General features: G+C 72.3%; 16 protein-coding genes. 9 read left to right on the forward strand and 7 right to left on the reverse strand.

The genetic code is table 11. The features are described from left to right. Positions 1 to 45: 45 nt before the first annotated feature. The 3 genes from OG709_RS16805 to OG709_RS16815 all read right to left on the reverse strand — a co-directional run bounded on the left by OG709_RS16805 (position 46) and on the right by OG709_RS16815 (position 1,751). Positions 46 to 702 (reverse strand): DUF5063 domain-containing protein, encoded by a 657-nt coding sequence (locus OG709_RS16805; RefSeq protein WP_250300892.1) that lies wholly within the window; start codon positions 700 to 702, stop codon positions 46 to 48. Beyond that, positions 695 to 1,294, reverse strand: coding sequence for a recombination mediator RecR (recR, locus tag OG709_RS16810; protein WP_250300891.1), 600 nt, complete (start codon positions 1,292 to 1,294; stop codon positions 695 to 697). Before recR ends, OG709_RS16805 begins: the two co-directional genes overlap by 8 nt. A 121-nt stretch (positions 1,295 to 1,415) precedes the next feature. Further along, a complete protein-coding gene (locus OG709_RS16815) occupies positions 1,416 to 1,751 on the reverse strand; it encodes a YbaB/EbfC family nucleoid-associated protein (RefSeq protein WP_250300890.1) in 336 nt (111 codons plus the stop codon). Between the two features lie 435 nt (positions 1,752 to 2,186). Between OG709_RS16815 and OG709_RS16820 the strand changes: the two genes are divergently transcribed. Then, on the forward strand, positions 2,187 to 2,999 hold the full coding sequence (locus OG709_RS16820; RefSeq protein WP_329166756.1) for an SLATT domain-containing protein: 813 nt from the start codon (positions 2,187 to 2,189) through the stop codon (positions 2,997 to 2,999). A 53-nt stretch (positions 3,000 to 3,052) separates the two neighbouring features. Here OG709_RS16820 and OG709_RS16825 read toward each other — a convergent pair whose 3' ends face one another. After that, positions 3,053 to 6,793 carry an nSTAND1 domain-containing NTPase gene (locus OG709_RS16825; protein ID WP_329166757.1) on the reverse strand — a complete coding sequence of 1,247 codons (3,741 nt, stop codon included), beginning with the start codon at positions 6,791 to 6,793 and terminating at the stop codon, positions 3,053 to 3,055. Between the two features lie 46 nt (positions 6,794 to 6,839). Here OG709_RS16825 and OG709_RS16830 point away from each other — a divergent pair, with 46 nt between their 5' ends. From OG709_RS16830 to OG709_RS16845, 4 genes are all read left to right on the forward strand, one after another. Beyond that, on the forward strand, positions 6,840 to 8,429 hold the full coding sequence (locus OG709_RS16830; protein WP_329166759.1) for a glycosyltransferase family 39 protein: 1,590 nt from the start codon (positions 6,840 to 6,842) through the stop codon (positions 8,427 to 8,429). Between the two features lie 59 nt (positions 8,430 to 8,488). After that, positions 8,489 to 9,232 carry a GntR family transcriptional regulator gene (locus OG709_RS16835; RefSeq protein ID WP_326694519.1) on the forward strand — a complete coding sequence of 248 codons (744 nt, stop codon included), beginning with the start codon at positions 8,489 to 8,491 and terminating at the stop codon, positions 9,230 to 9,232. A gap of 185 nt (positions 9,233 to 9,417) precedes the next feature. Further along, entirely contained in the window at positions 9,418 to 11,883 is a 2,466-nt protein-coding gene (locus OG709_RS16840) for a dolichyl-phosphate beta-glucosyltransferase (protein WP_329169138.1), read from the forward strand. Positions 11,884 to 12,034: 151 nt separating this feature from the next. Continuing rightward, positions 12,035 to 12,685, forward strand: coding sequence for a hypothetical protein (locus tag OG709_RS16845; protein ID WP_250300885.1), 651 nt, complete (start codon positions 12,035 to 12,037; stop codon positions 12,683 to 12,685). A 141-nt stretch (positions 12,686 to 12,826) separates the two neighbouring features. Here OG709_RS16845 and OG709_RS16850 read toward each other — a convergent pair whose 3' ends face one another. Beyond that, on the reverse strand, positions 12,827 to 14,197 hold the full coding sequence (locus tag OG709_RS16850) for an aspartate aminotransferase family protein (RefSeq protein WP_250300884.1): 1,371 nt from the start codon (positions 14,195 to 14,197) through the stop codon (positions 12,827 to 12,829). A 309-nt stretch (positions 14,198 to 14,506) separates the two neighbouring features. On the opposite strand from OG709_RS16850, the gene OG709_RS16855 reads away from it, so the two are divergent. Next, complete coding sequence (locus OG709_RS16855) at positions 14,507 to 16,372, forward strand: serine/threonine-protein kinase (protein WP_329166764.1); 1,866 nt, start codon at positions 14,507 to 14,509, stop codon at positions 16,370 to 16,372. 98 nt (positions 16,373 to 16,470) lie between these two features. Further along, positions 16,471 to 17,622: a methyltransferase gene (locus tag OG709_RS16860; RefSeq protein WP_250300882.1), complete on the forward strand. Its 1,152-nt coding sequence runs from the start codon at positions 16,471 to 16,473 to the stop codon at positions 17,620 to 17,622. Positions 17,623 to 17,629: 7 nt separating this feature from the next. Here the strand turns inward: OG709_RS16860 and OG709_RS36080 are convergent, their stop codons facing one another. Beyond that, positions 17,630 to 17,860 carry a hypothetical protein gene (locus tag OG709_RS36080; RefSeq protein ID WP_250300910.1) on the reverse strand — a complete coding sequence of 77 codons (231 nt, stop codon included), beginning with the start codon at positions 17,858 to 17,860 and terminating at the stop codon, positions 17,630 to 17,632. 66 nt (positions 17,861 to 17,926) lie between these two features. On the opposite strand from OG709_RS36080, the gene OG709_RS16870 reads away from it, so the two are divergent. Both OG709_RS16870 and OG709_RS16875 read left to right on the forward strand, forming a co-directional pair. Next, positions 17,927 to 18,565 carry a TetR/AcrR family transcriptional regulator gene (locus tag OG709_RS16870; RefSeq protein ID WP_326694515.1) on the forward strand — a complete coding sequence of 213 codons (639 nt, stop codon included), beginning with the start codon at positions 17,927 to 17,929 and terminating at the stop codon, positions 18,563 to 18,565. A gap of 70 nt (positions 18,566 to 18,635) precedes the next feature. Next, positions 18,636 to 19,364, forward strand: a complete 729-nt coding sequence (locus tag OG709_RS16875; RefSeq protein ID WP_329166767.1) for an alpha/beta hydrolase — start codon at positions 18,636 to 18,638, stop codon at positions 19,362 to 19,364. A gap of 196 nt (positions 19,365 to 19,560) precedes the next feature. Here OG709_RS16875 and OG709_RS16880 read toward each other — a convergent pair whose 3' ends face one another. Further along, positions 19,561 to 19,839, reverse strand: a complete 279-nt coding sequence (locus OG709_RS16880) for a hypothetical protein (protein WP_329166769.1) — start codon at positions 19,837 to 19,839, stop codon at positions 19,561 to 19,563. Positions 19,840 to 19,946: the final 107 nt, after the last annotated feature.

Raw genomic sequence — 19,946 nt, forward strand, 5'->3', positions numbered from 1 at the left:
ACCCCGGGCTGCACTGCTGAGCCGCGTCAGCCCGTACCGCCCCGGTCAGACCGTGCGCAGCCCCAGCGGGGCCGCGATCTCCTCCACCATCACCCGGCCCGCCTCCTCCGCCAGCGCTTCCTCGCTCAGGTCCTGGTCCGTGTCCAGGCCGTCGAGGGCCGCGAGCGGCTGGTCGAGGCGGACGTGGGCGACCAGGGACTGGAGGGCGCGGAGGGCTGCCGACGCGGTGGAGCCCCAGTTGGAGAAGTACGAGAACTGCCACCACCACATCGCCTCGGTGGTGCGGCCCGCGCGGTAGTGGGCCATGCCGTGGCGGAGGTCGGTGACGATGTCCGCGAGGTCGTCACTGATGCGGCAGGCGACGGGGGCCTTGCGCGGTTCGTACGGGTCGAAGACCTCGGAGTACACGTCGATCGGTTCGAGGAGGCGGGCGAAGCGCTCGCGCAGATCGTCGACGTCCGGTTCCGGGCCGAGGTCGGGCTCGTACCGGTCGGCCGGGAGGATGTCCTCGTGGGCGCCGAGACGGCCGCCCGCGAGGAGGAGCTGGGACACCTCCAGCAGCAGGAAGGGCACGGCGCTGTCCGGCTCGTCACCCTTCGCCACTTCGGTGACAGCCACGATGAAGGACTCGACCTGGTCGGCGATCTGGACGTCGAAGTCGTTCGGGTCCTCTTTGACCTTGTTGAGCGTTGCGTCAGACATCGAGTAGTCGTCTCCCCTCAAAGGCACGACCGAGCGTGACCTCGTCCGCGTATTCCAGGTCTCCACCAACAGGAAGACCACTCGCCAGGCGAGTGACCTTCAAACCCATGGGCTTGATCATGCGTGCGAGGTACGTCGCCGTGGCCTCGCCCTCCAGGTTCGGGTCGGTCGCCAGGATCAGCTCGGTGACCGTGCCGTCCGCGAGCCTGGCCAGCAGCTCCCGGATCCGCAGGTCGTCGGGGCCGACGCCCTCGATGGGGCTGATGGCGCCACCGAGCACGTGGTAGCGACCGCGGAACTCACGCGTCCGCTCGACCGCCACGACGTCCTTCGGCTCCTCGACGACACAGATGACCGTCAGGTCACGCCGGGTGTCCCGGCAGATCCCGCAGAGCTCGGCCTGCGCGACGTTGCCGCACACCGCGCAGAACCGGACCTTGTCCTTCACTTCGAGCAGCGAATGCGCGAGGCGGCGGACGTCGGTCGGCTCGGCCTGGAGGATGTGGAAGGCGATCCGTTGCGCGCTCTTGGGACCGACGCCGGGCAGCCTGCCCAACTCGTCGATAAGGTCCTGGACCACGCCTTCGTACAACGGAGCGCCTCTTTCGTTCTGCTAGGGAAACGTACGGTAGTTGGTGTGAGGTTGCGTTAAAACTGCCGACAGGTGAAGGCTCCGGTACGGGATACGGAGCGCTGCGGCCCGGTGCCGCGCCTCACATCCCGAGGCCCGGCATCCCGCCCAGCCCCTGGGCCAGCGGGCCGAGCTTCTGCTGCTGGAGCGTGGACGCGTTCTCGTTCGCCGCGTGGACCGCCGCGACGATCAGGTCCGCGAGGGTCTCGGTGTCCTCCGGGTCCACCGCCTTCGGGTCGATCACCAAGTTGCGCAACTCTCCGGAGCCGGTCACGGTCGCCTTGACCAGACCGCCTCCCGCCTGCCCGTCGACCTCGGTCCGCGCCAGCTCTTCCTGAGCCTGCGCGAGATCCTGCTGCATCTTCTGGGCCTGCTGAAGGAGCTGCTGCATGTTGGGCTGGCCACCACCGGGAATCACGGGTCACTCCGAGACTGTTCGACGACGTTCTTACGGGCCTTGGTACGGCCTTGATGTGGTCCTTGACACCGACCTCGACGAGGCCGAGCCAAGGGCCCCTTCTTCGGTACGCGACCCGTGCACCAGGTCGTAAAACGAGCCTACGTGGTCCCCGGGCGCACCGCCCTCCACCGTACGGACCAACTCTTTCGGGTGAGAGCGCGCGGGCCCTTATACCTGACCACAGCCCGCTTACGGTGGTAAACGCCTGCATATCGGTGTGAGCACCCACCATTCGGCGGTAGGAAGGGGCCCTTGCACCACTCGCACATCACTCACACATCACTCGCGTGCACTCGCATGCACTCGCATCTGAAGGATTCAGCACGGTTCAGCACGGTTCGGGGCCGCCCGGTGGGCGACCGCGCACCGTACGTGACGGAGGGGAGAGGCCTGGTGGGCCAGCCGGAGACGCCGCAGCCCGAGGAGGACGCCGTACGGCCGGGGGGCGGTCCGGCGGCCGGGCCCGAGGCGGGTCCCGCGACGGATCCGGGGACCCGCGCGGAGACCGGCGCGGAGACCGGTACGGCGGCTGATCTGACCGGGCGGCCGTTCCCGTCGGGCGACTGGGGCGAACCCGCCGAACGCCTCGACGAGCTGTACCGGTGGGTGGAGTCGGACGCGCTGCGGACCGCCGACTGGTACCTGGCCGACCGCACCGGAAAACGCCGCAGCGCACGCGCACTCCGCGCCGGGACCGCCGGGGGCGCCGTCGTGGGAGCGTTACTGCCCCTGCTCGACCTGGCCGCAGGACTGCACGGGGCCGCGGAGTGGGGGTACCCGGCACTGCTCGCCGGGGCGGCCTGCGCGGCGGGCGACCGCTGGTTCGGGCTGACCTCCGGCTGGATGCGGGACGTCGCGACGGCCCAGGCGGTGCAGCGGCGCCTCCAGGTGCTCCAGTTCGACTGGGCGACGGAGAGCGTGCGCGAGGTACTCGGCCCCACGGAGGGCACCGCGAGCGAGGCGACCGAGCGGTGTCTGGGCGTGCTGCGCAGGTTCTCGGACGACGTGACGGAGCTGGTGCGCGGCGAGACGGCGGAGTGGATGGTCGAGTTCCGGGTCGGCGGCGCGGTGCCCTGGTCCGGGGTACGGGGAGTCGGCGGACTGCGGGGCGACGGCGCGGCGACGGTGCCCGGACGGTTACTGCCCGCAGTGGGAACCCGCCCGAACATGCCCCGGCAACGCCCGCCGGAGTCACCTTCGCGGTGAGAGCGCCGCGGGGTGTGGCGGGGCTCCCCCGGACCCCCGCCCCGGACCACTCCTCAGCACGTACGCCGGTACGCCACCGCCGTCAGGTAGGCGTCCCACTCCTTCCGCGACAGCCCGCCCCCGGCCCGCGCGCAGACGGTTCCGGCCGTCTTCTCCGGTGCCAGCCCGTACGTCCGGACCACGGTGCGCGGGGTCGTCACCCGCAGTGCGGTGTCCCCGGCGGCGAAGGAGAGGGCCAGCACCGCGCCGTCGGCCGGAGGGAGCGGTGACCCCGCGGATTCGGGGGACGAGGTGTTCCAGAGGTGCAGCGCCCCGTCCGGGCCCCCCACGGCGACCGTGCGGCTGTCCGCCGAGAACGCGAGGGCCCGCGCCCGGCTCCGCGCCCCTTCGGCCGGTACGGCTGCGGCGAGTACGGCCAGGCGGTGCGTGCCCGTGCCGTCCCAGAGTGTGGTGCGGCCGTCGTGGTCGCTCATCGCGAGACAGCGCCCGTCGGGGCTGAACGCCGCCGTCACGGCAACCCCCTCGCCGTGCATCACCCGCCGGGCCCGCCCGGTCCTCGGGCTGATCAACTGCCGTTCCTCGGTGAGGAGTTCACCGTCAGGTGCGGTGGCGAGGACGGGGCCGTCCTGTCCGTTCCGGAGGGTGGACCAGTGACGGGCACCCGGGGCCGGGCTGCTCACGGCCGTCGTGGTGCCGGACGTGACGACCGTACGGCCGGTGAACGCCAGACCTACGACGTCCGGGCGGGGCGGGAGCCTCGTCTCCCCCGCGCTTCCGGCGACCGGGCGTACAGCGACGGACGACGCGGCATCGAGGTGGGCGAAGAGACTTCCGTCCTGGCTGAACGCCATGGATGACATGGATGAGGAGCAGGAGCCCCCGCAGTCCGGGCGGCCGGGAGACGTGCTGCGGAGGCGGCCCGTGCGGCCGTCCCGAAGCTCGAAGCCCCGGCTCGTCAGGGTGGCCAGCGTCCGGCCGTCGGGGCTGAACCGGGCCGCGGCGGGAGGAGAGCGCGGGGAGGTGCGCGGTGACCTGTCCTGGGCCGTACCGGTCGGCGCGACGGTCCGTATCGCCGGTGTGTACGGGACGCTGTCCTGGTAGCGAAGGGTCCCGCTCGCCGGGTCCAGCCGTAGGTCGTGCAGGTTCACACCGTTGGTGGGGACGCTGTGTACGGGGGCGGAGAGGTCCGAGAGGTCCCAGAGCCGGATCTCGTCCGGGGTGAGCACGGCGACCTGCGACCCGTCCGCGCTGAACACAGCGTCCGGGGTCGCCGAGGTGGGGATGTGGAAGCGTTCCCGGCCGGTCCGCAGGTCCCAGGTGCGCAGGGCATGCGCGGTTGCGACGGCCAGGCCCCCGCCGTCGGGCGTGAACCGGAAGGTGTCCAGGTCGCAGACCCCGGCCTTCGTGGCCCAGGGGCTCGGCAGTTCGCGGTGGGTGCGTACGTCCCACACCTGGAGCGGCCGGTCGTCCCCGCAGAAGGCCAGCAGCCGCCCGCCGGGGCCGACAGCGATCTTGCGGATCTCCCGGTACCGCTGCCCGGTCGACAGCAGCAACCGCCCGTGGTGCGGGTCCCACAGCTGGAGCGGGGCGCCACGGTGGTGGGCGGCGAACACGCCCCCGTCCTGGGTGAACCAGCCCTCGGCGTCGGCGCCCTCGGGTCCGAACACCGGACCCGTCAGCCGTCCGGCCGCCACGTCCCACATCCGCAGGCCCGCCGGGGTACGGACAGCGGCCGTGCGGGTGTCCGGGCTGACGTCCACGATCCGTCCGGCGTACCGCCCCAGGCCCGGGTACGGGGGCAGCCGCCGGTGTGTCGGCACGTCCCAGCGGTCCGTACGCTCCGGGCCGATCACCGTCAGGGTGCGGCCGTCCTCGCTGAACCGCTGCCAGTGGGTGTCGTCGTCCTGCGGAGTGAACTCGGCCGCCGGGGCGGCGAAGGTGTCCAGGTCCTGCTGGGCGTTGGCCCCGTACAGCGCCGTCCGCGTCTCCGGGAGGTCGGCGAGCCGCCAGGCCGCGAGGCTCAGCCGCATCGCCGTGCGCGGGTCCGTGCGACGCAGCGTCCCGGCGACGGCGGCGACCCGCCGCGCCTCCGCCTCCGTCGCGTGCCGCGAGGCGGTCCGGCTCTGCTGCCGCACCGTGAGGCCCGCGACGACCGCCAGACAGAGCAGGACCGCGAGTGTGCCGGTGAGTCCGCGCAGTCGGCGCGTGGTGCGGGCGGCCGTGCGCCGGGTCCGGTCGTGTTCGGCGAGGCTCGCGGTGAGGAAGGACCTTTCCAGGGCGGTCAGTTCGGCCGACTCGGTCGGCCCGGCCGTTTCCACCGTTTCCACCGTTTCCACCGCTTCCACCGCTTCGGCTTCGTTCACGAACGTCTCGCGCGCCGACGCCAGCCGCGTCCCCCGGTACAACGCCCCCGGATCGCGCCCCAGCTCCTCCCATGCGTACGCCGCCTCCGTCAGCCGACGGTGCAGCCGCAGCCGTTCACGGTCCTCGTCGATCCAGCCGCGCAGCCGGGGCCAGGCGGTGAGGAGCGCCTCGTGCGCCAGGTCCACGGTGCTGGTGTCGGCGGTCAACAACCGTGCCCGGACCAGCCGTTCCAGTACGTCGGCCGTCTCCGCCGACGTCCCCAGCTCCTCGCGCGCGACCGGACGGCGGGTGTCCTGGGTGCCGTCCCCGGGGGAGATCAGCCGCAGCAGCAGCGCGCGGGCCGTCCGGGCCTGGGCCGGGGTGAAGCCGGTGAAGACCTCCTCGGCGGTGTGGGCTATCGCCCCCTGCACCCCGCCGACCGTCTCGTACGCGGCGACCGTCAGCGCCCTTCCGCGCCGTCGCCGCCATACCTCCCGCAGCGCGTGCGCCATCAGCGGCAGGCCGCCCGGCTCGTCCGCCACATCGGCGACGATCCGGGCGGTCAGCGCGCGCTCCACGATCAGCCGCTCCGCCACCGCGGGCCCGACGATCGCCTCGCGCAGCTGGGCCCGCGTCATCGGTCCGACCAGCAGGGTCGCGTTCCGGAGCGCGTCGGCCAGCGCCCGGTGTTCGGCGCACCGGCCGTAGAGGTCCGCGCGTACGGCGACGACCACGCGCGCCCCGCCGGTCAGCAACAGGCGGATGAACTCGGCCCGTTCGGCCGGATCGTGGCAGAGCGTGAAGATCTCCTCGAACTGGTCGACCACGATCACCGTGTCACCGCCGAGCCCGTCGCAGCCGTGCCCGACGCCGCCGTCCCCGTCCCCGGCGACCACGGTCGCGAGGCGCGCCGCGTGCGTACGGACCGGGCGGGCGCCCGGTGTGAGGATGCGGATCGTGGCGGGCCGGGCACCGGGCGCCGCGCGCAGGCCCGGGACCAGACCGGCCCGCAGCAGCGAGGACTTGCCGCTGCCCGAGGCGCCCACGACCGCGGTGAAGCGGCGGCTGCCGGCCAACTCCACCAGCTCGGCGACCAGATCGGCCCGCCCGAAGAACGCGTCACCCGGCTCGAAGCGCCGGAGTCCGGGGTACGGGGAGGCCGCGTCCGGATCGTCCGGTGCGGGCTCCTCCGCCGCGGCGGCCTCGCGCCAGCGCCGCTCCCAGGGGGCCGGCTCGCCGCCGCACGCCGCCACGTAGGCGAGCGTGACCGGCAGGGAGGGCAGCCGTTCGCCGGAGGCGGCTGCGGAGAGTGTCGGGGCGGAGTACCGCGCGTCGGCGGCCATCCGCCGGTAGGTCGGCGTTCCCGCCTCCCGGCGCAGCTTGCGCAGCTCGTACGCGAACTGCTGCACCGGACCCGCCGCCGGGTCCAGCGGCTTCTCAAGTCGCCCCATACGCTTGACGCTAATTGATTGGTGCGGCGGAAGGGGGCTGCCCATCATGGGGGCGGAGGCTGGGCTGGCACGACGTCCTTCCCGAACGGAGCCCGTCATCGCCACCGCACTGCGTACCGCCGACAGCGCCCCCGCCGCGCCCCGCCCCCGGCAGCCGTCCCGCCGTACCGTCGCTCTCGTCCCCTGGGCGGTGGCCCTGGCCGTCGGGCTGTGGGGGATCCGCCGCGAGGGCACCCTGTGGGGCGACGAGGCCGCCACGTACGAGATCGCTCACCGCAGCCTGTCCGGAATCTGGCGGACGCTCGGTCACGTCGACGCGGTGCACGGCCTCTACTACCTCTTCATGCATGCCGTCTTCACCCTCCACGACGGCGGCCCGGCCACCCTGCGGCTGCCCTCGGTCCTCGCCGTCTCGGCCACCGCCGCGGGTGTCGCACTCCTGGGCCACCGGCTCGTCGGCCCGCGTGCCGGGCTCCTCGCCGGGCTGGTGCTGCCGCTGATCCCGGCGGTGCAGCGGTACGCACAGGAGGGGCGTTCGTACGCGCTGGTGTGCGCCCTCGTCACCTGGGGCACCTGGCTGCTGATCAGCAGGCGCTGGGCCGCCTACACGGCCGTGATGCTGGCGGCCGGTCTGCTGCACGAGTTCGCGGCGCTGGCGGTGCTCGCGCACGGCATCACGGTGTTCCGGTGGGACCGGGCGGGCCGGTTGCCGGGCGGCGGGCCCGGTACCTCGCCCGGCCTGCGGCGGTCCTGGCTGGTGGCCGCTGCGTGCGTGGCGGCGGGTCTCGCGCCGCTCGCCGTCTTCTCCATGACCCAGTCCTCCCAGGTCGAGTGGATCGGCCTGCCCCGCCCCGGCCAGCTCATCGCCTTCGCTGCCGTCGCGGCGACGGGTCTCGCCTGCGCCCGGATCGGCACGCGCGAGACCCGTACGGGTGAGACGTGTGCGCACCGAGCCCGTACGCATGAGACCCGTACGCATGAGGCCCGTACGCCCCCGGACCTCCGTACCGTCGCGCTGCCGCTGCTGCTCGCGCCCGCCGGGCTCCTGATGGCCGTGTCGTACCTCCATCCCCTCTACGTCGGCCGCTACGTCCTCTTCCAGGCCGTCGGCCTCGCCCTGCTGCTCGGTTCGGCCCTGGACCGCCTCTGGTCGCGGGCCGTGGCGCTCGTCGCGGCAGCCGCGGCGCTCGTCGCGCTGTTCCCGGTGGGGCTTCCGCTGCGGACCCCGCAGAGCAGGCAGAACGACGTGACGGCGGTGTCCGCGGCCGTCGCGGCCACCGCCCGCCCCGGCGACGGGCTGCTCTTCGCACCGGCCCGGCGCCGGGCGTGGACCTTCTGGCACCCCGGCGACTACCGCGCGCTCGACGACCTCGCCCTGAAGCGTTCGCCGCGCGCCTCCCATTCGCTGTACGGCACCGAGCAGGCACCCGGCGAGATCCGCCGACGCATGCTCGCGCATCCCCGCATCGTCGTCATCAGTGACCTGCCGGGCCAGCCGCTCGACGCGACCGCCCAGGAGGAGATCAAACGCCGCACGCTGCACGGGTACTTCACCGCGTGCGGCAGCCGCCGGGTCACCTCGGCGCTGATCACCGTCTACGCTCGCGCCGGAGGCTGTCCCGTCGCCAGGCCATGACCGCCCCCGATGTGCCGGTCGGTCTAGGGTGTCCGGAGCCGGACGAGGGGAAACGAGAGATGCCTGCTAGCGGAGCGGTGACCCGCAGTACTCTGCGGCAGCAGATCGCCGATGCGCTGCGTGACGAAGTGCTCTCGGGCCGTCTCCAGCCCGGCGAGGTGTTCACCGTCAAACAGATCGCCGACGGGTACGGCGTCTCGGCGACCCCGGTCCGTGAGGCGCTCGTCGAGATGTCCGCACAGGGGCTCCTCGACTCGGACCAGCACAAGGGCTTCCGGGTCCATCAGTTCTCGGTCGACGACTACTGCTCCATGGTCGAGGCGCGCGCGCTGGTCGTCGACGGGATCTTCCGGCGGCTCGCGCTGCACCACGTGTACGGCGAGCCGCTGCTGTCCGTACGCCGCCGGGCCGAGGAGGCCGCACAGGCCGCCAGGACCGGCAGCCTGGACATCCTCATCGGCTACGACCTGCGGTTCTGGCGCGAACTCGCCGCCCTCACCGGCAACTGCTACATCGCGGACTTCCTGCACCGGCTGCGGGTGCAGTGCTGGGTGTTCGCCGTGCCGTACCTGCGGGGCAGCGAGGACATCTCCGGGTGGCTGTGGCAGGGGCACGAGGAGCTGGTCGACGCGCTGACGTGCGGGGACGGCCTCGCGGCACACGCGGTGATCGAGGAGTACAACGCGCAGTCCGTCAGCTGGGCCGAGAAGCTGCGGACCATCGCCGGACCGGGCGGTTCCGCCGGTTCCGCCGGCCCCACCGGCCCCACCGGACCTGACGCGACCGCCCGGTCCGGCCGGTGAGCGAACAGCCGGTCGGGGAGAAACCGACGAGCGAACGACCGACGAGCGAGCCGCGGACGGGTGAACAGCTGGCCGCGGAGCAGTCGACCGGAAAGCAGTCCGTCGGGAAGCGATCCGTCGGGAAGCAGCGGTCCGCCACCGGAAAGTGGCCCGCCGTACAGCCGCCCGCCGGAAGACTCCCCGTCGTGGACCTCTCGGTCGTCGTGCCCGCGTACAACGAGGAGGGCCGGCTCGGCCCCACCCTGGACGCCGTCCGCGCCTACCTGGACAGCGAAGCGGGGCCCGGCACCTGGGAACTGCTCGTCGTCGACGACGGCTCCTCGGACGGCACCGCCCGCATCGCCCGGGACACCGCAGCCGCCGACCCCCGCGTCCGGCTCGTCAGCAGTACGGAGAACCGCGGCAAGGGACACGCGCTGCGGCTCGGTGTGGCCGCGTCGAAGGGCGTACGGGTACTGGTCACCGACGCCGATCTGGCCACGCCCATCGAGGAACTGGCCCGGCTCACCGAACAGATGGAGGCCGGGTACGGAGCGGCGGTCGGATCCCGTGCTCACCCCGATTCCAGCGTCGAGGTGCACCAGGGGCGGCTGCGCGAGTGGATGGGGCGGATGGGGAACCGGCTCATACGGGCCGTGGCCGTCCCCGGTATCCGTGACACCCAGTGCGGGTTCAAGCTCCTGGACGGCGAGAAGGCCCGCGAGGCGTTCGCCGACGCGCGGCTCGACGGGTGGGGCATCGACGTCGAGATCCTCCAGTACTTCCGGCGGCAGGGCTGGGCGGTCGCCGAGGTCCCGGTGCGCTGGTCGCACCAGGAGGGTTCCAAGGTCGGCCCGTTCGACTACCTGCGGGTCCTCGCGGAACTGATCCGGCTGAAGACGCGTGCCGTGCGCCGGGTGGACCTGGCGGTCTGCGGTCTGTTCCTCCTTGCCTCCGTGCTGCTCTACAAGGGGCTGTGGACCGACCTCGACCACGCCTACCTCCGCGACTCCGGCCAGGACCAGAACCAGTGGGAGTGGTTCTTCGCGGTCACCGCGGACAACGTCGCCCACCTGCACAACCCGTTCTTCACGACCGTCCAGAACTTCCCGGACGGCGTGAACCTGATGGGCAACACCCCGATGCTGGGGCTGTCCGTCCCGCTGACCCCGGTGACGCTGGCGTTCGGACCGAGCGTGACCTGGGCGCTGGTACTGACCGGCGGCCTGGCCGCGACGGCGGCTTCCTGGTACTGGCTGATCGCCCGGCGGCTGGTCCGCAACCGGTGGGCGGCGGCGCTCGGCGGCGCGCTCGCGGCCTTCGCGCCGCCGATGATCTCGCACGCCAACGCGCACCCCAACTTCATGGTGCTCTTCATGATCCCGGTGATCATCGACCGGGCGCTGCGGCTGTGCGAGGGGCACCGCACCGTGCGCGACGGGGTGCTGCTCGGCCTCTTCGCGACGTATCAGGTCTTCCTCGGCGAGGAGCCGTTCCTGCTGGCCGCGGTCGGCATGCTGCTCTTCGCGGCGGCGTACGCGGTGGTGCACAGGGAGGCGGCGCGGCAGGCCGCGCGCCCGCTCGCCAAGGGCCTGGCGATCGCGGCCGGGACGGCGCTGCCGCTGGTCGGGTACCCGCTGGCCTGGCAGTTCTTCGGCGCGCAGAGCTATCACAGCGTGCTGCACGGCGACAACGCGGGCAACAGCCCGCTCGCGCTCCTGGAGTTCTCCGGGCGGGCGCTGTTCGGCGACGACGCGACGGCGGACAAGCTGGCGCTGAACCGCACCGAGCAGAACGCCTTCTACGGCTGGCCGCTGGTCGCGCTGGCCTTCGCGGTGACCGTACGGCTGTGGCGGCGCCCGGTGGTGAAGGCACTGGCGTTCACGGCGGTGGCCGCCGCGGTCCTCTCGCTCGGCCAGAAGATCCGGATCCCTTACACGGACGTGGTGTTCCCCGGGCCGTGGCGGGCGATGGCCCATCTGCCGCTCTTCGAGTCGGTCATCGAGGGCCGGGTCGCGATGGTCTGCGCCCCGGCGCTCGGGATGCTGGTCGCGCTGGCCGTGGACCGGCTGACGCGCGCCCGCGCCCGTACTTCCGCCCCGAGCACCGTCAGCAGCCCAGCCAGCAGCCCAGTCCGCGGCCCCGTCCGTCCGTACCAGGTCGTCGGAGCTCTCGCCGTGGCAGCCGCCCTCGTACCGATCGTGCCCACCCCGTTTCCGGTCCAGCAACGCCCGGAGATCCCGGCGTTCATCGCCGACGGCATGTGGAAGAAGTACGTCGGCCCCGGGGAGTCCGTGGTCCCGGTCCCGCTGCCCGACCCGGGTAGCGCGGAGGCCCTGCACTGGCAGTCGGCCACCGGACTCGGGTTCTCGGTCCCGGGCGGCTACTTCAACGGCCCCTACGGACCGGACCGTACGGGTATCTACGGAGCGCCGCCCCGCTACACCTCCAACCTCTTCCGGGACGTCCGCTACGGCGGGAAGGTCCCGGACATCGGCCCCAACTGGCAGGCGCAGGCGCGGTACGACCTGGCGTACTGGAAGGCGGGTGTGGTCGTCATCCCGCCCGAGGACAACGACGCCACGCTCTACGTCGTGGTGGAGAAGCTGCTGGGGCGGCCCGGCGAGCGGATCGGCGGCGCGTGGGTCTGGCCCGTGGGCAAGGGCAGTTGACGCGCGCGACCGCTGGGATCCGACGACGTCCGGAGTCCGGCCCGTGGGCAAGGGCAGTTGACCGGGGGTCTTCGCGCACGGCGCACGGCGCATTACGCTGGCCCGACGAGTCCGCCGGGGGGCGACCCCCGAACCCCCGCTAGGAGCCCCGTTGGCCTGTGACCTGTGGCTGGTCCCCCTCGTCGATGTGCTGTGCCACAGCCCCGACAACCCCTTCGCGGAAGAGATAGCCGTCTACGACAAGGCACTCGGCGAAGCCGGTCTGCCGTCCGTACCCGTCTACGCCTACATGCCGGGCCTCTCCGGTGACGTGGCCCCGGTGGCGGGCTTCGACTACGACGCGCTGCACTTCCTGCGGCGCGCGTACCTGCTGAGGATCTGCGGCCTGGAGGTCGCCCCGGTCGACGACCTGGGCAGCGACTACGAACAGCTCCTGGAGATGTTCGAGCCGACGGCGCAGCAGTCGCACCTGGTGTGGCACTACGACCACGCCGGGGCGTACGTCCCGGTGGACTTCGCGCTGCCGCTGGCCAACGACGAACTCCTCGCGGGCGGCGGACCGCTGGGCTCCGCGCAGGGGCTGCTCCGTGAACTGCAGTTCGTGGCGCAGTCGATCGGCATCGACGCGTCGAACCCTCCGGCGGCCCCGCAGCCGCCGGACCGCCCGACCTCCCTGGAGGAACCGGCGGGACCTGCCCCCTACGACAACAGCCCGTTCGCCCGGGAGCGGCACGTGTGGCTGGGGCTGCACGCGGCGGCCACCCGGAGCCTGGCGCAGGGCTCGATGATCATCTTCAGCTGAGCGGACCGCCTTCAGCCGAGCGGATCATCTTCAGCCGAGCGGCGCCGGAAGGGCAGGCGCGCAGACGAGAAGGGCGGGCGCGGGAACCACCCCGCGCCCGCCCTTCCCGCAGCTTTCGCTGTCTGCCCGACCGCGTGCTCGTTACCCGGCCACCACGTGCTCGTCCGCCACCGACAGCGCGGCGTCCAGCGCGGCGAGGCCCTCCTTGGCCTCGGCCTCCGTGATGTTGCACGGCGGCACCACGTGCGTCCGGTTCATGTTGATGAACGGCCACAGGCCGTTCTTCTTCGCGGCGGCGCCGAACGCCGCCATCGGCGCGTTCGCCTCGCCCGTCGCGTTGTACGGGACCAGCGGCTCGCGCGTCTCCGGATTCCGTACGAGGTCCAGCGCCCAGAACGCGCCCACGCCCCGCACCTCGCCCACCGAGGGGTGCCGCGCGGCGATGTCCGCGAGGGCCGGCGCCAGGACATCGGTACCCAGCCGGGCCGCCTGGCCGACGATGTCCTCCTCGTCCATGGCCTTGATCGTCGCGACGGCCGCCGCGCAGGCCAGCGGGTGACCGGAGTAGGTGAGCCCGCCCGGGTAGGGGCGCTTGGCGAACGTCTCGGCGATCTCGGCGGAGATCGCGACACCGCCCAGCGGGACGTAACCCGAGTTGACGCCCTTCGCGAAGGTCATCAGGTCCGGGGTGACGTCGAAGAGTTCGGCGGCGAACCAGCTGCCGGTACGGCCGAAGCCCGCCATGACCTCGTCGAGGATGAAGACGATGCCGAACCGGTCGCAGATCTCGCGGACGCCCGCGAGATAGCCGGGCGGCGGCGTCATGATGCCCGCGGTGCCCGGAATGGTTTCGAGGATGATCGCGGCCACCGACTGCGGGCCCTCGAAGGCGATGGTGTCCTCGAGGTGCTGGAGCGCGCGGGCGCACTCCTCGGCCTCGGTGGTCGAGTAGAACGGCGAGCGGTAGAGGAACGGCGCCCAGAAGTGGATGACACCCGCCGACGCCGTGTCGGACGGCCAGCGGCGCGGGTCACCGGTGAGGTTGATCGCGGTGGCGGTGCCGCCGTGGTACGAGCGGTAGGCGCTCAGCACCTTCGTACGGCCGGTGTGCAGCCGGGCCATCCGGACGGCGTTCTCGACGGCCTCGGCGCCACCGTTGGTGAAGAAGATCTTGTCGAGGTCGCCGGGGGTGCGCTCGGCGATGAGGCGTGCGGCCTCGGAGCGCGACTCGACGGCGAACGCGGGCGCGAAGGTGGTCATCTTCGCCGCCTGCTCCTGGATCGCGGCGACGACCTTCGGGTGCTGGTAGCCGATGTTGGTGAAGACGAGGCCGCTGGTGAAGTCGAGGTACCGGTTGCCCTCGTAATCCCAGAAGTACGAACCTTCGGCACCGGCGACGGCGAGCGGGGAGATCAGGTCCTGGGCTGACCAGGAGTGGAAGACGTGCGCACGGTCGGCGGCCCGTACGGCCGCTCCTGCCTGCGGATCGGGCTGCGGAATCTGAGGGGTCATGCGGCCCAGCGTAGAGAGACGCAGGTCGGGACGCCCATGGCCATCGTGTATGGACTCGGCGGGATTGGTCGGCATGATGTCGCCCTTTTTCCCCGGCATGTCCACCCCGCACCGGGCCGTCGGACCGGCTCGCCCACCAGAACGGCTTCCGCCACGGAACCGGAACCGTGAGCAGGGGCGCACCGGTGGATCGCACAGGCGCACCAGCGGGTCGCACAGGCGCACTATCCTCGCTTGCGTCCGGCATACGCGGTCGCGCGTGCACGGTCGCGCGGTTGGCCGAGCGGGTACGGGGGAGACGGCACCACCATGGAGAGACTTCAGCCGGGCGATCCACAACGCATCGGTACGTACCGCCTGTTGGCGCGGCTCGGTGCGGGCGGAATGGGCCAGGTCTATCTGGCGCGCTCGGACCGCGGACGGACCGTCGCGGTCAAGCTCGTACGGCCGGAACTGGCCGAGGTCGACGAGTTCCGCGACCGCTTCCGCCTGGAGGTGCAGGCCGCCCGGCGGGTCGCGGGCGACGGAACCCCTCCTGGCCGTCAGGGCACGGGACAGACCTGGACCGCGCCCGTCCTCGACGCGGACACCGAGGCTCCGGTCCCGTGGGTCGCCACCGGTTACATCGCGGGCCCCAGCCTCCGGTCCGTGGTCTCCGGCGCGCACGGACCGCTGCCCGAGCGCTCGGTACGCATCCTCGGCTCGGGCCTGGCACACGCCCTCGCGGACATCCACGGGGCCGGGCTGATCCACCGCGACCTCAAGCCGTCGAACGTACTGATCACCATCGACGGACCGCGGGTCATCGACTTCGGGATCGCCCGCGCGCTGGAGACGATGACCACCACGTACGACAGCCTGACCCGCACCGGCGCGCTGATCGGCTCCCCCGGCTTCATGGCCCCCGAGCAGGTGCGCGGCGGCCGGGTCACGACGGCCTGCGACGTGTTCTGCCTGGGCTCGGTGCTCGCGTACGCGGCGAGCGGGAAGCTCCCGTTCGGCACCGCGGAGAACGGGGTGCACGCGCTGATGTTCCGCATCGTGCAGGAGCCGCCGGACCTCGAAGGGCTGCCGGAGAGCCTTCAGGACCTGGTGGGCGACTGCCTCCGCAAGGACCCGGCGGCCCGCCCGACGGTGCCGCAGCTCCTGGAGCGTACGGCGGGGGCGGTGGCGGGCGAACCGTGGCTGCCGGGCCCGCTGGTCGCCCAACTGGGGCGCCATGCCGTGCAGTTGCTGGATTCGGAGGACCCGGACGGTGGGCCGGACCCGGCAGCGGCGGAAGCAACGGAAGCGGCGGAAGCAGCAACGGCGATAGCAGCCGCCGAAGAATCGTCACCGGGAACGGCACCGGAAACGGCACCGGGAACGGACCGGAGCACCGGCGCCCCCGAACCCGGACCTCCGATCCAGCCCGCGCAGCCCGTCCAGGCGGCCCCGCCGCACCCTTCCCCGCAACCCGCGCCCGCACCCGCGCCCGCCCCGCCCCCTCACGTGTCGCCCTCTTCCGTACCGCCCGCTTCCCCGGCGTACGGCTACCCCCGGCTGCCGCCGCAGCCCGGATACAGCTACCCCGTCCCGCCACCGGCGCCCGAGCCGCCGCGGCGCATCAGCCGGTCGACGGTGGCGCTCGTCGCGGTGGCCCTGGTCGTCGCGATCGGCGCGGGCGGTTCGGTGTACGCGGTCATGAACAGGGACGACGGACCGACGGACACCACGGGCCGCTCCCGGACCGGATCCCCGCAGCCGGCGGCCGAGGAGGGCACCTCGGCGTCCCCGGCCCCGTCCGGCTCCGCGTCGGACGGCACCTCACCGGACCCCGGCCCGACGTCCGGCACGATCCCCGACGGGTTTCTCGGCACCTGGAACGGCTCGGTGACCGGCGCCTCCGGTGCCAACCCCCGGCGGCTGGTCATCCAGCAGGGCGATGTGGGCGACACGGTGCTCTCCCTCACCGCCGACGGTGACGGGTATCACTGTGTCTTCGAGGCCGGGCTGGCCGAGGCCGGATCCCCCGGCGCCCCGCTGGAGATCGGCCCCTCGACGGTCACCGTCGGTCAGCCCATGTCCTCCTGCAAAGCGGGCGATGCGACCGAACTGACCCTGCTCCCCGACGGCACCCTGCGCCGGGTCAACACCGCGAACGGCGACAAACTCACGTACACGAAGTCGGACTGAGCCCGCACGCGGGCGGCCGGGGGTCAGGGCGGGGCCGGCCCGGAGGCGGCACGGAGGCGGACCGACCCCTCCGTCCCGTCGACTAGCCTTGCTCGACAATGAACCATTTGCCGACGTCATCAGGCGCGCTCGCCCTCACCCGCTTCCCGGAGGACCCCCGCGACCAGCTGCGGGCCTGGGACGCCGCCGACGAATATCTGCTGCGGCATCTCGAAGAGACAGCGGTGGCGGCGACGGGCGCCGTCGTGATCGGGGACCGCTGGGGCGCGCTCACCACCGCGCTGGCCGGACGCGCCACCGGGCCGGTCACCCAGATCACCGACTCCTTCCTCGGCCAGGAGGCCACCCGGGCCAACCTGGCGCGCAACGGGATCGCCGAGGACGCCGTACGGCTGCTGTCCACCCGGGACACCCCGCCCGACCGCGTCGACCTGCTGATCGTCCGGGTGCCCAAGAGCCTCGCGCTCCTGGAGGACCAGCTGCACCGGATCGCGCCCGCCGTGCACGCCGGGACCGTCGTCATCGGCACCGGGATGGTCAAGGAGATCCACACCTCGACCCTGAAGCTCTTCGAGCAGCTGATCGGCGGGACGAAGACGTCCCTCGCGGTGAAGAAGGCGCGGCTGATCTTCGCCACCCCGGACCCGTCGCTCTCCGCCGGACCCAGCCCCTGGCCGCGCAGCTACGAGCTCCCCGCCGGCATCGGCGCCGCGTCGGGACGCACGGTCGTCAACCACGCCGGGATCTTCTGCGCGGAACGCCTGGACATCGGCACCCGCTTCTTCCTGCCGCACCTGCCGCGGCGCGAGGGACCGCAGCGGGTGGTGGACCTGGGCTGCGGCAACGGCGTCGTCGGCACGGCCGTCGCGCTGGCGAACCCGCAGGCCGAAGTGGTCTTCACGGACGAGTCGTTCCAGGCGGTGGCCTCGGCCGAGGCCACGTTCCGCGAGAACCTGGGCCCGGACGCCGAGGCGGAATTCCTGGTCGGCGACACGTTCGCCGGGGTGCCCGCGGGCTCGGTCGACCTCGTACTGAACAACCCGCCGTTCCACACCCACCAGGCCACCAGCGACCAGACGTCCCGCCGGATGTTCTCCGGCGCACGCACGGCGCTGCGCCAGGGCGGCGAACTGTGGGTGGTCGGCAACCGGCACCTGAGCTACCACGTCACGCTGAAGCGGATCTTCGGCAACTGCTCGGTCGTGACGAGCGACCCGAAGTTCGTGATCCTGCGGGCCGTCAAGCGCTGAAGTCACGTCAGGGAACGGGCACCCGGCCGGTACGCGACTCCTCGCGTACCGGCTGCCGCTTGATCCGGTAGACGTCCCGCACGCACAGATTGAGCACCGTGGTCAGGGCGATGGCGCCCGCGCACACCAGGAGCACTACCGTGCCCGGCCACACGCCCGCGGCACCGTCGTCGCATGGCCGGTACCCACGATCCCGGCCAGCGGCGGCCGTCGCCCAGCTCGTCTTCGCCCTGGACATGTCGGTGGTCAATGTCGCACTGCCCGCAATCCGCACCGCGCTGGGATTCGCGCCGCTCGATCTGTCATGGATCGTGCACAGAAGCGGGACACCTCGCTGCGGATCTGGCGGATCGCCATCGAGCTCTTTGTCGAGCGGGGCTTCGGCAAGGTCTCGGTGACGGAGATCGCCGAGGCCGCGGACGTCTCGAAGATGACGGTCTTCAACTACTTCGGGAACAAGGAAGACATGGTCCTGAAACCCATGGAGGGGCACACCGAGGACATGGCCCGCGCGGTCCGCGAGCGCCCCCCAGGTGAGTCCGCCGTGGCGGCCGTGCACCGTCAGTTCCTCGACCAACTGGCAGCCCACGACGCGTCCGTCGGGATGAACGCCGATCCGATGAACCTGCGCGTACGCGAACTGATCCTCGCGACACCGGCGCTGCTGACCCGTACGTACGCCTGGAGTGCCCGATCCACGCAACTGCTCGCGGACGAGCTCATCGCCGAGGCGGGCCGGGAGCGCGGTGCCGCGGGCGAGGCGGTCGCGCACTGCGTGGCCATGCAGATCGCCGCAGCCCGCGCCTCCCTCATGGAGGAGATCCACCGGCGCCGGATCGGGGGCGAGAGTGTCGACGAGATCTGCCCGGTCGTGGTCACGCTCGCGCAGGAGGTCTTCGGACTGGCGGAGAACGGGTTGGGCGAGTACGCGGTCCGTCGCTAGGACCTGTCTCAGGCAAGAATGGCCCACGGCCCCAGCAGCATCAGCGTGCACACAGCCCGAAGGAGCGGCCATGAGCATCACGACCCGCACCCTGCGGTACCCCACCGGCAGCGAGAGCAAGCCCCTCGACGTCTACACGCCCGCCCGACCCGGCGGCCCGTGCGTGCTGCTGTGGCACGGCATGGGACCCGACGAGCGGGACGTACTGGCCCCGCTGGCCCGGGAGATAGCCGGGCTGGGCCCCACCGTCCTGGTCCCCGACTGGCGTGCGGACCAGCCCGACGAGGGCCGCGCCCATCTCACCGACACCCTGCGGTTCGTCCGTGACCAGGCACGTGACTTCACCGACGACTCCGAACGGATCGTCCTCGCGGGCTGGTCGGCGGGGGCGGGCGCCGCCCTGGGCGTGGCCCTGCACCCGGAGCTGTTCGACGGCTGGCGGCCCGCCGCGGTGGTCGGCATCGCGGGCGGCTACCTGCGCCCGGCGCGCACCACGGGCGTCCCGCCCCTCCACGCGCTGGACCGTGCGGTGGCGCCGGTGCCGGTACGGCTGGTGCACGGCACCGCGGACACCGTCATCCCCTGGCAGTCCTCACGGGAACTGCACGAAGCACTGCTCGCCCACGGCTGGGACTCACAGCTCAGCGAACCGGCCACCGACCACGCCGGGGTGCTCGGCTGCACCTACGATCGCGCGACGGCCCGGTGCGTTCCGGCATCCGACGCTCCGGTACGGGACCTCGGGCGGGCGACGGCACGGATCGTGGCGGACGTGGCGCGGTCAGCCGGGCGGGGGTGAGGGCGTTCCGGACACGAAGCCGAGAATGTCGCGAACCGCTTCGCCCAGACTCCCTGCCGTTCTTGACGATGATGTCGATGTACTCGGCTCGGTGACTTCGCCTTCGGTGAAGATGTACACCTGACGGGGGCGGCTCCCACGTCCCTTCGCGCGCCTTTCTTGCGGGAAACGCTGTCCCCTCCCCTTGGCCTCGCCATCAGACGTCGTCCGCCTCCGTTCGTGCCAGCTCGTCCGTCCGCAGCAACCGCCGCCCGATCTGCCCCTCCGACACCTTCGGTACGGCCCCGAAGGAACCGGCGAGGTACGACGCCATCAGGTCCTCTTCATCCGTCGGTTCCCACTCGGAGATCGACGACAGCTCCGTCGCGCCCCGCTCGTCCTTCTCGGTGAGCCAGAGCTGACCGGGCGCTACGAACGAAAGCTCCTGCTCGTCGCGCAGGGGCCGGACGTTCGCCACCCTGGACCTCGGCAGCATCCGGTCTCCTTCGTGACGCCCAGATCAACCATCCCGCCCGGTCCTACCGGCCCATGCCGCCGGATACGCGGCGGCGGCCGACCTGTCCAGCAGGTCGGCCGCCGCGC

This window comes from Streptomyces sp. NBC_01267 (assembly GCF_036241575.1).
In the GTDB taxonomy this organism is placed as follows: domain Bacteria; phylum Actinomycetota; class Actinomycetes; order Streptomycetales; family Streptomycetaceae; genus Streptomyces.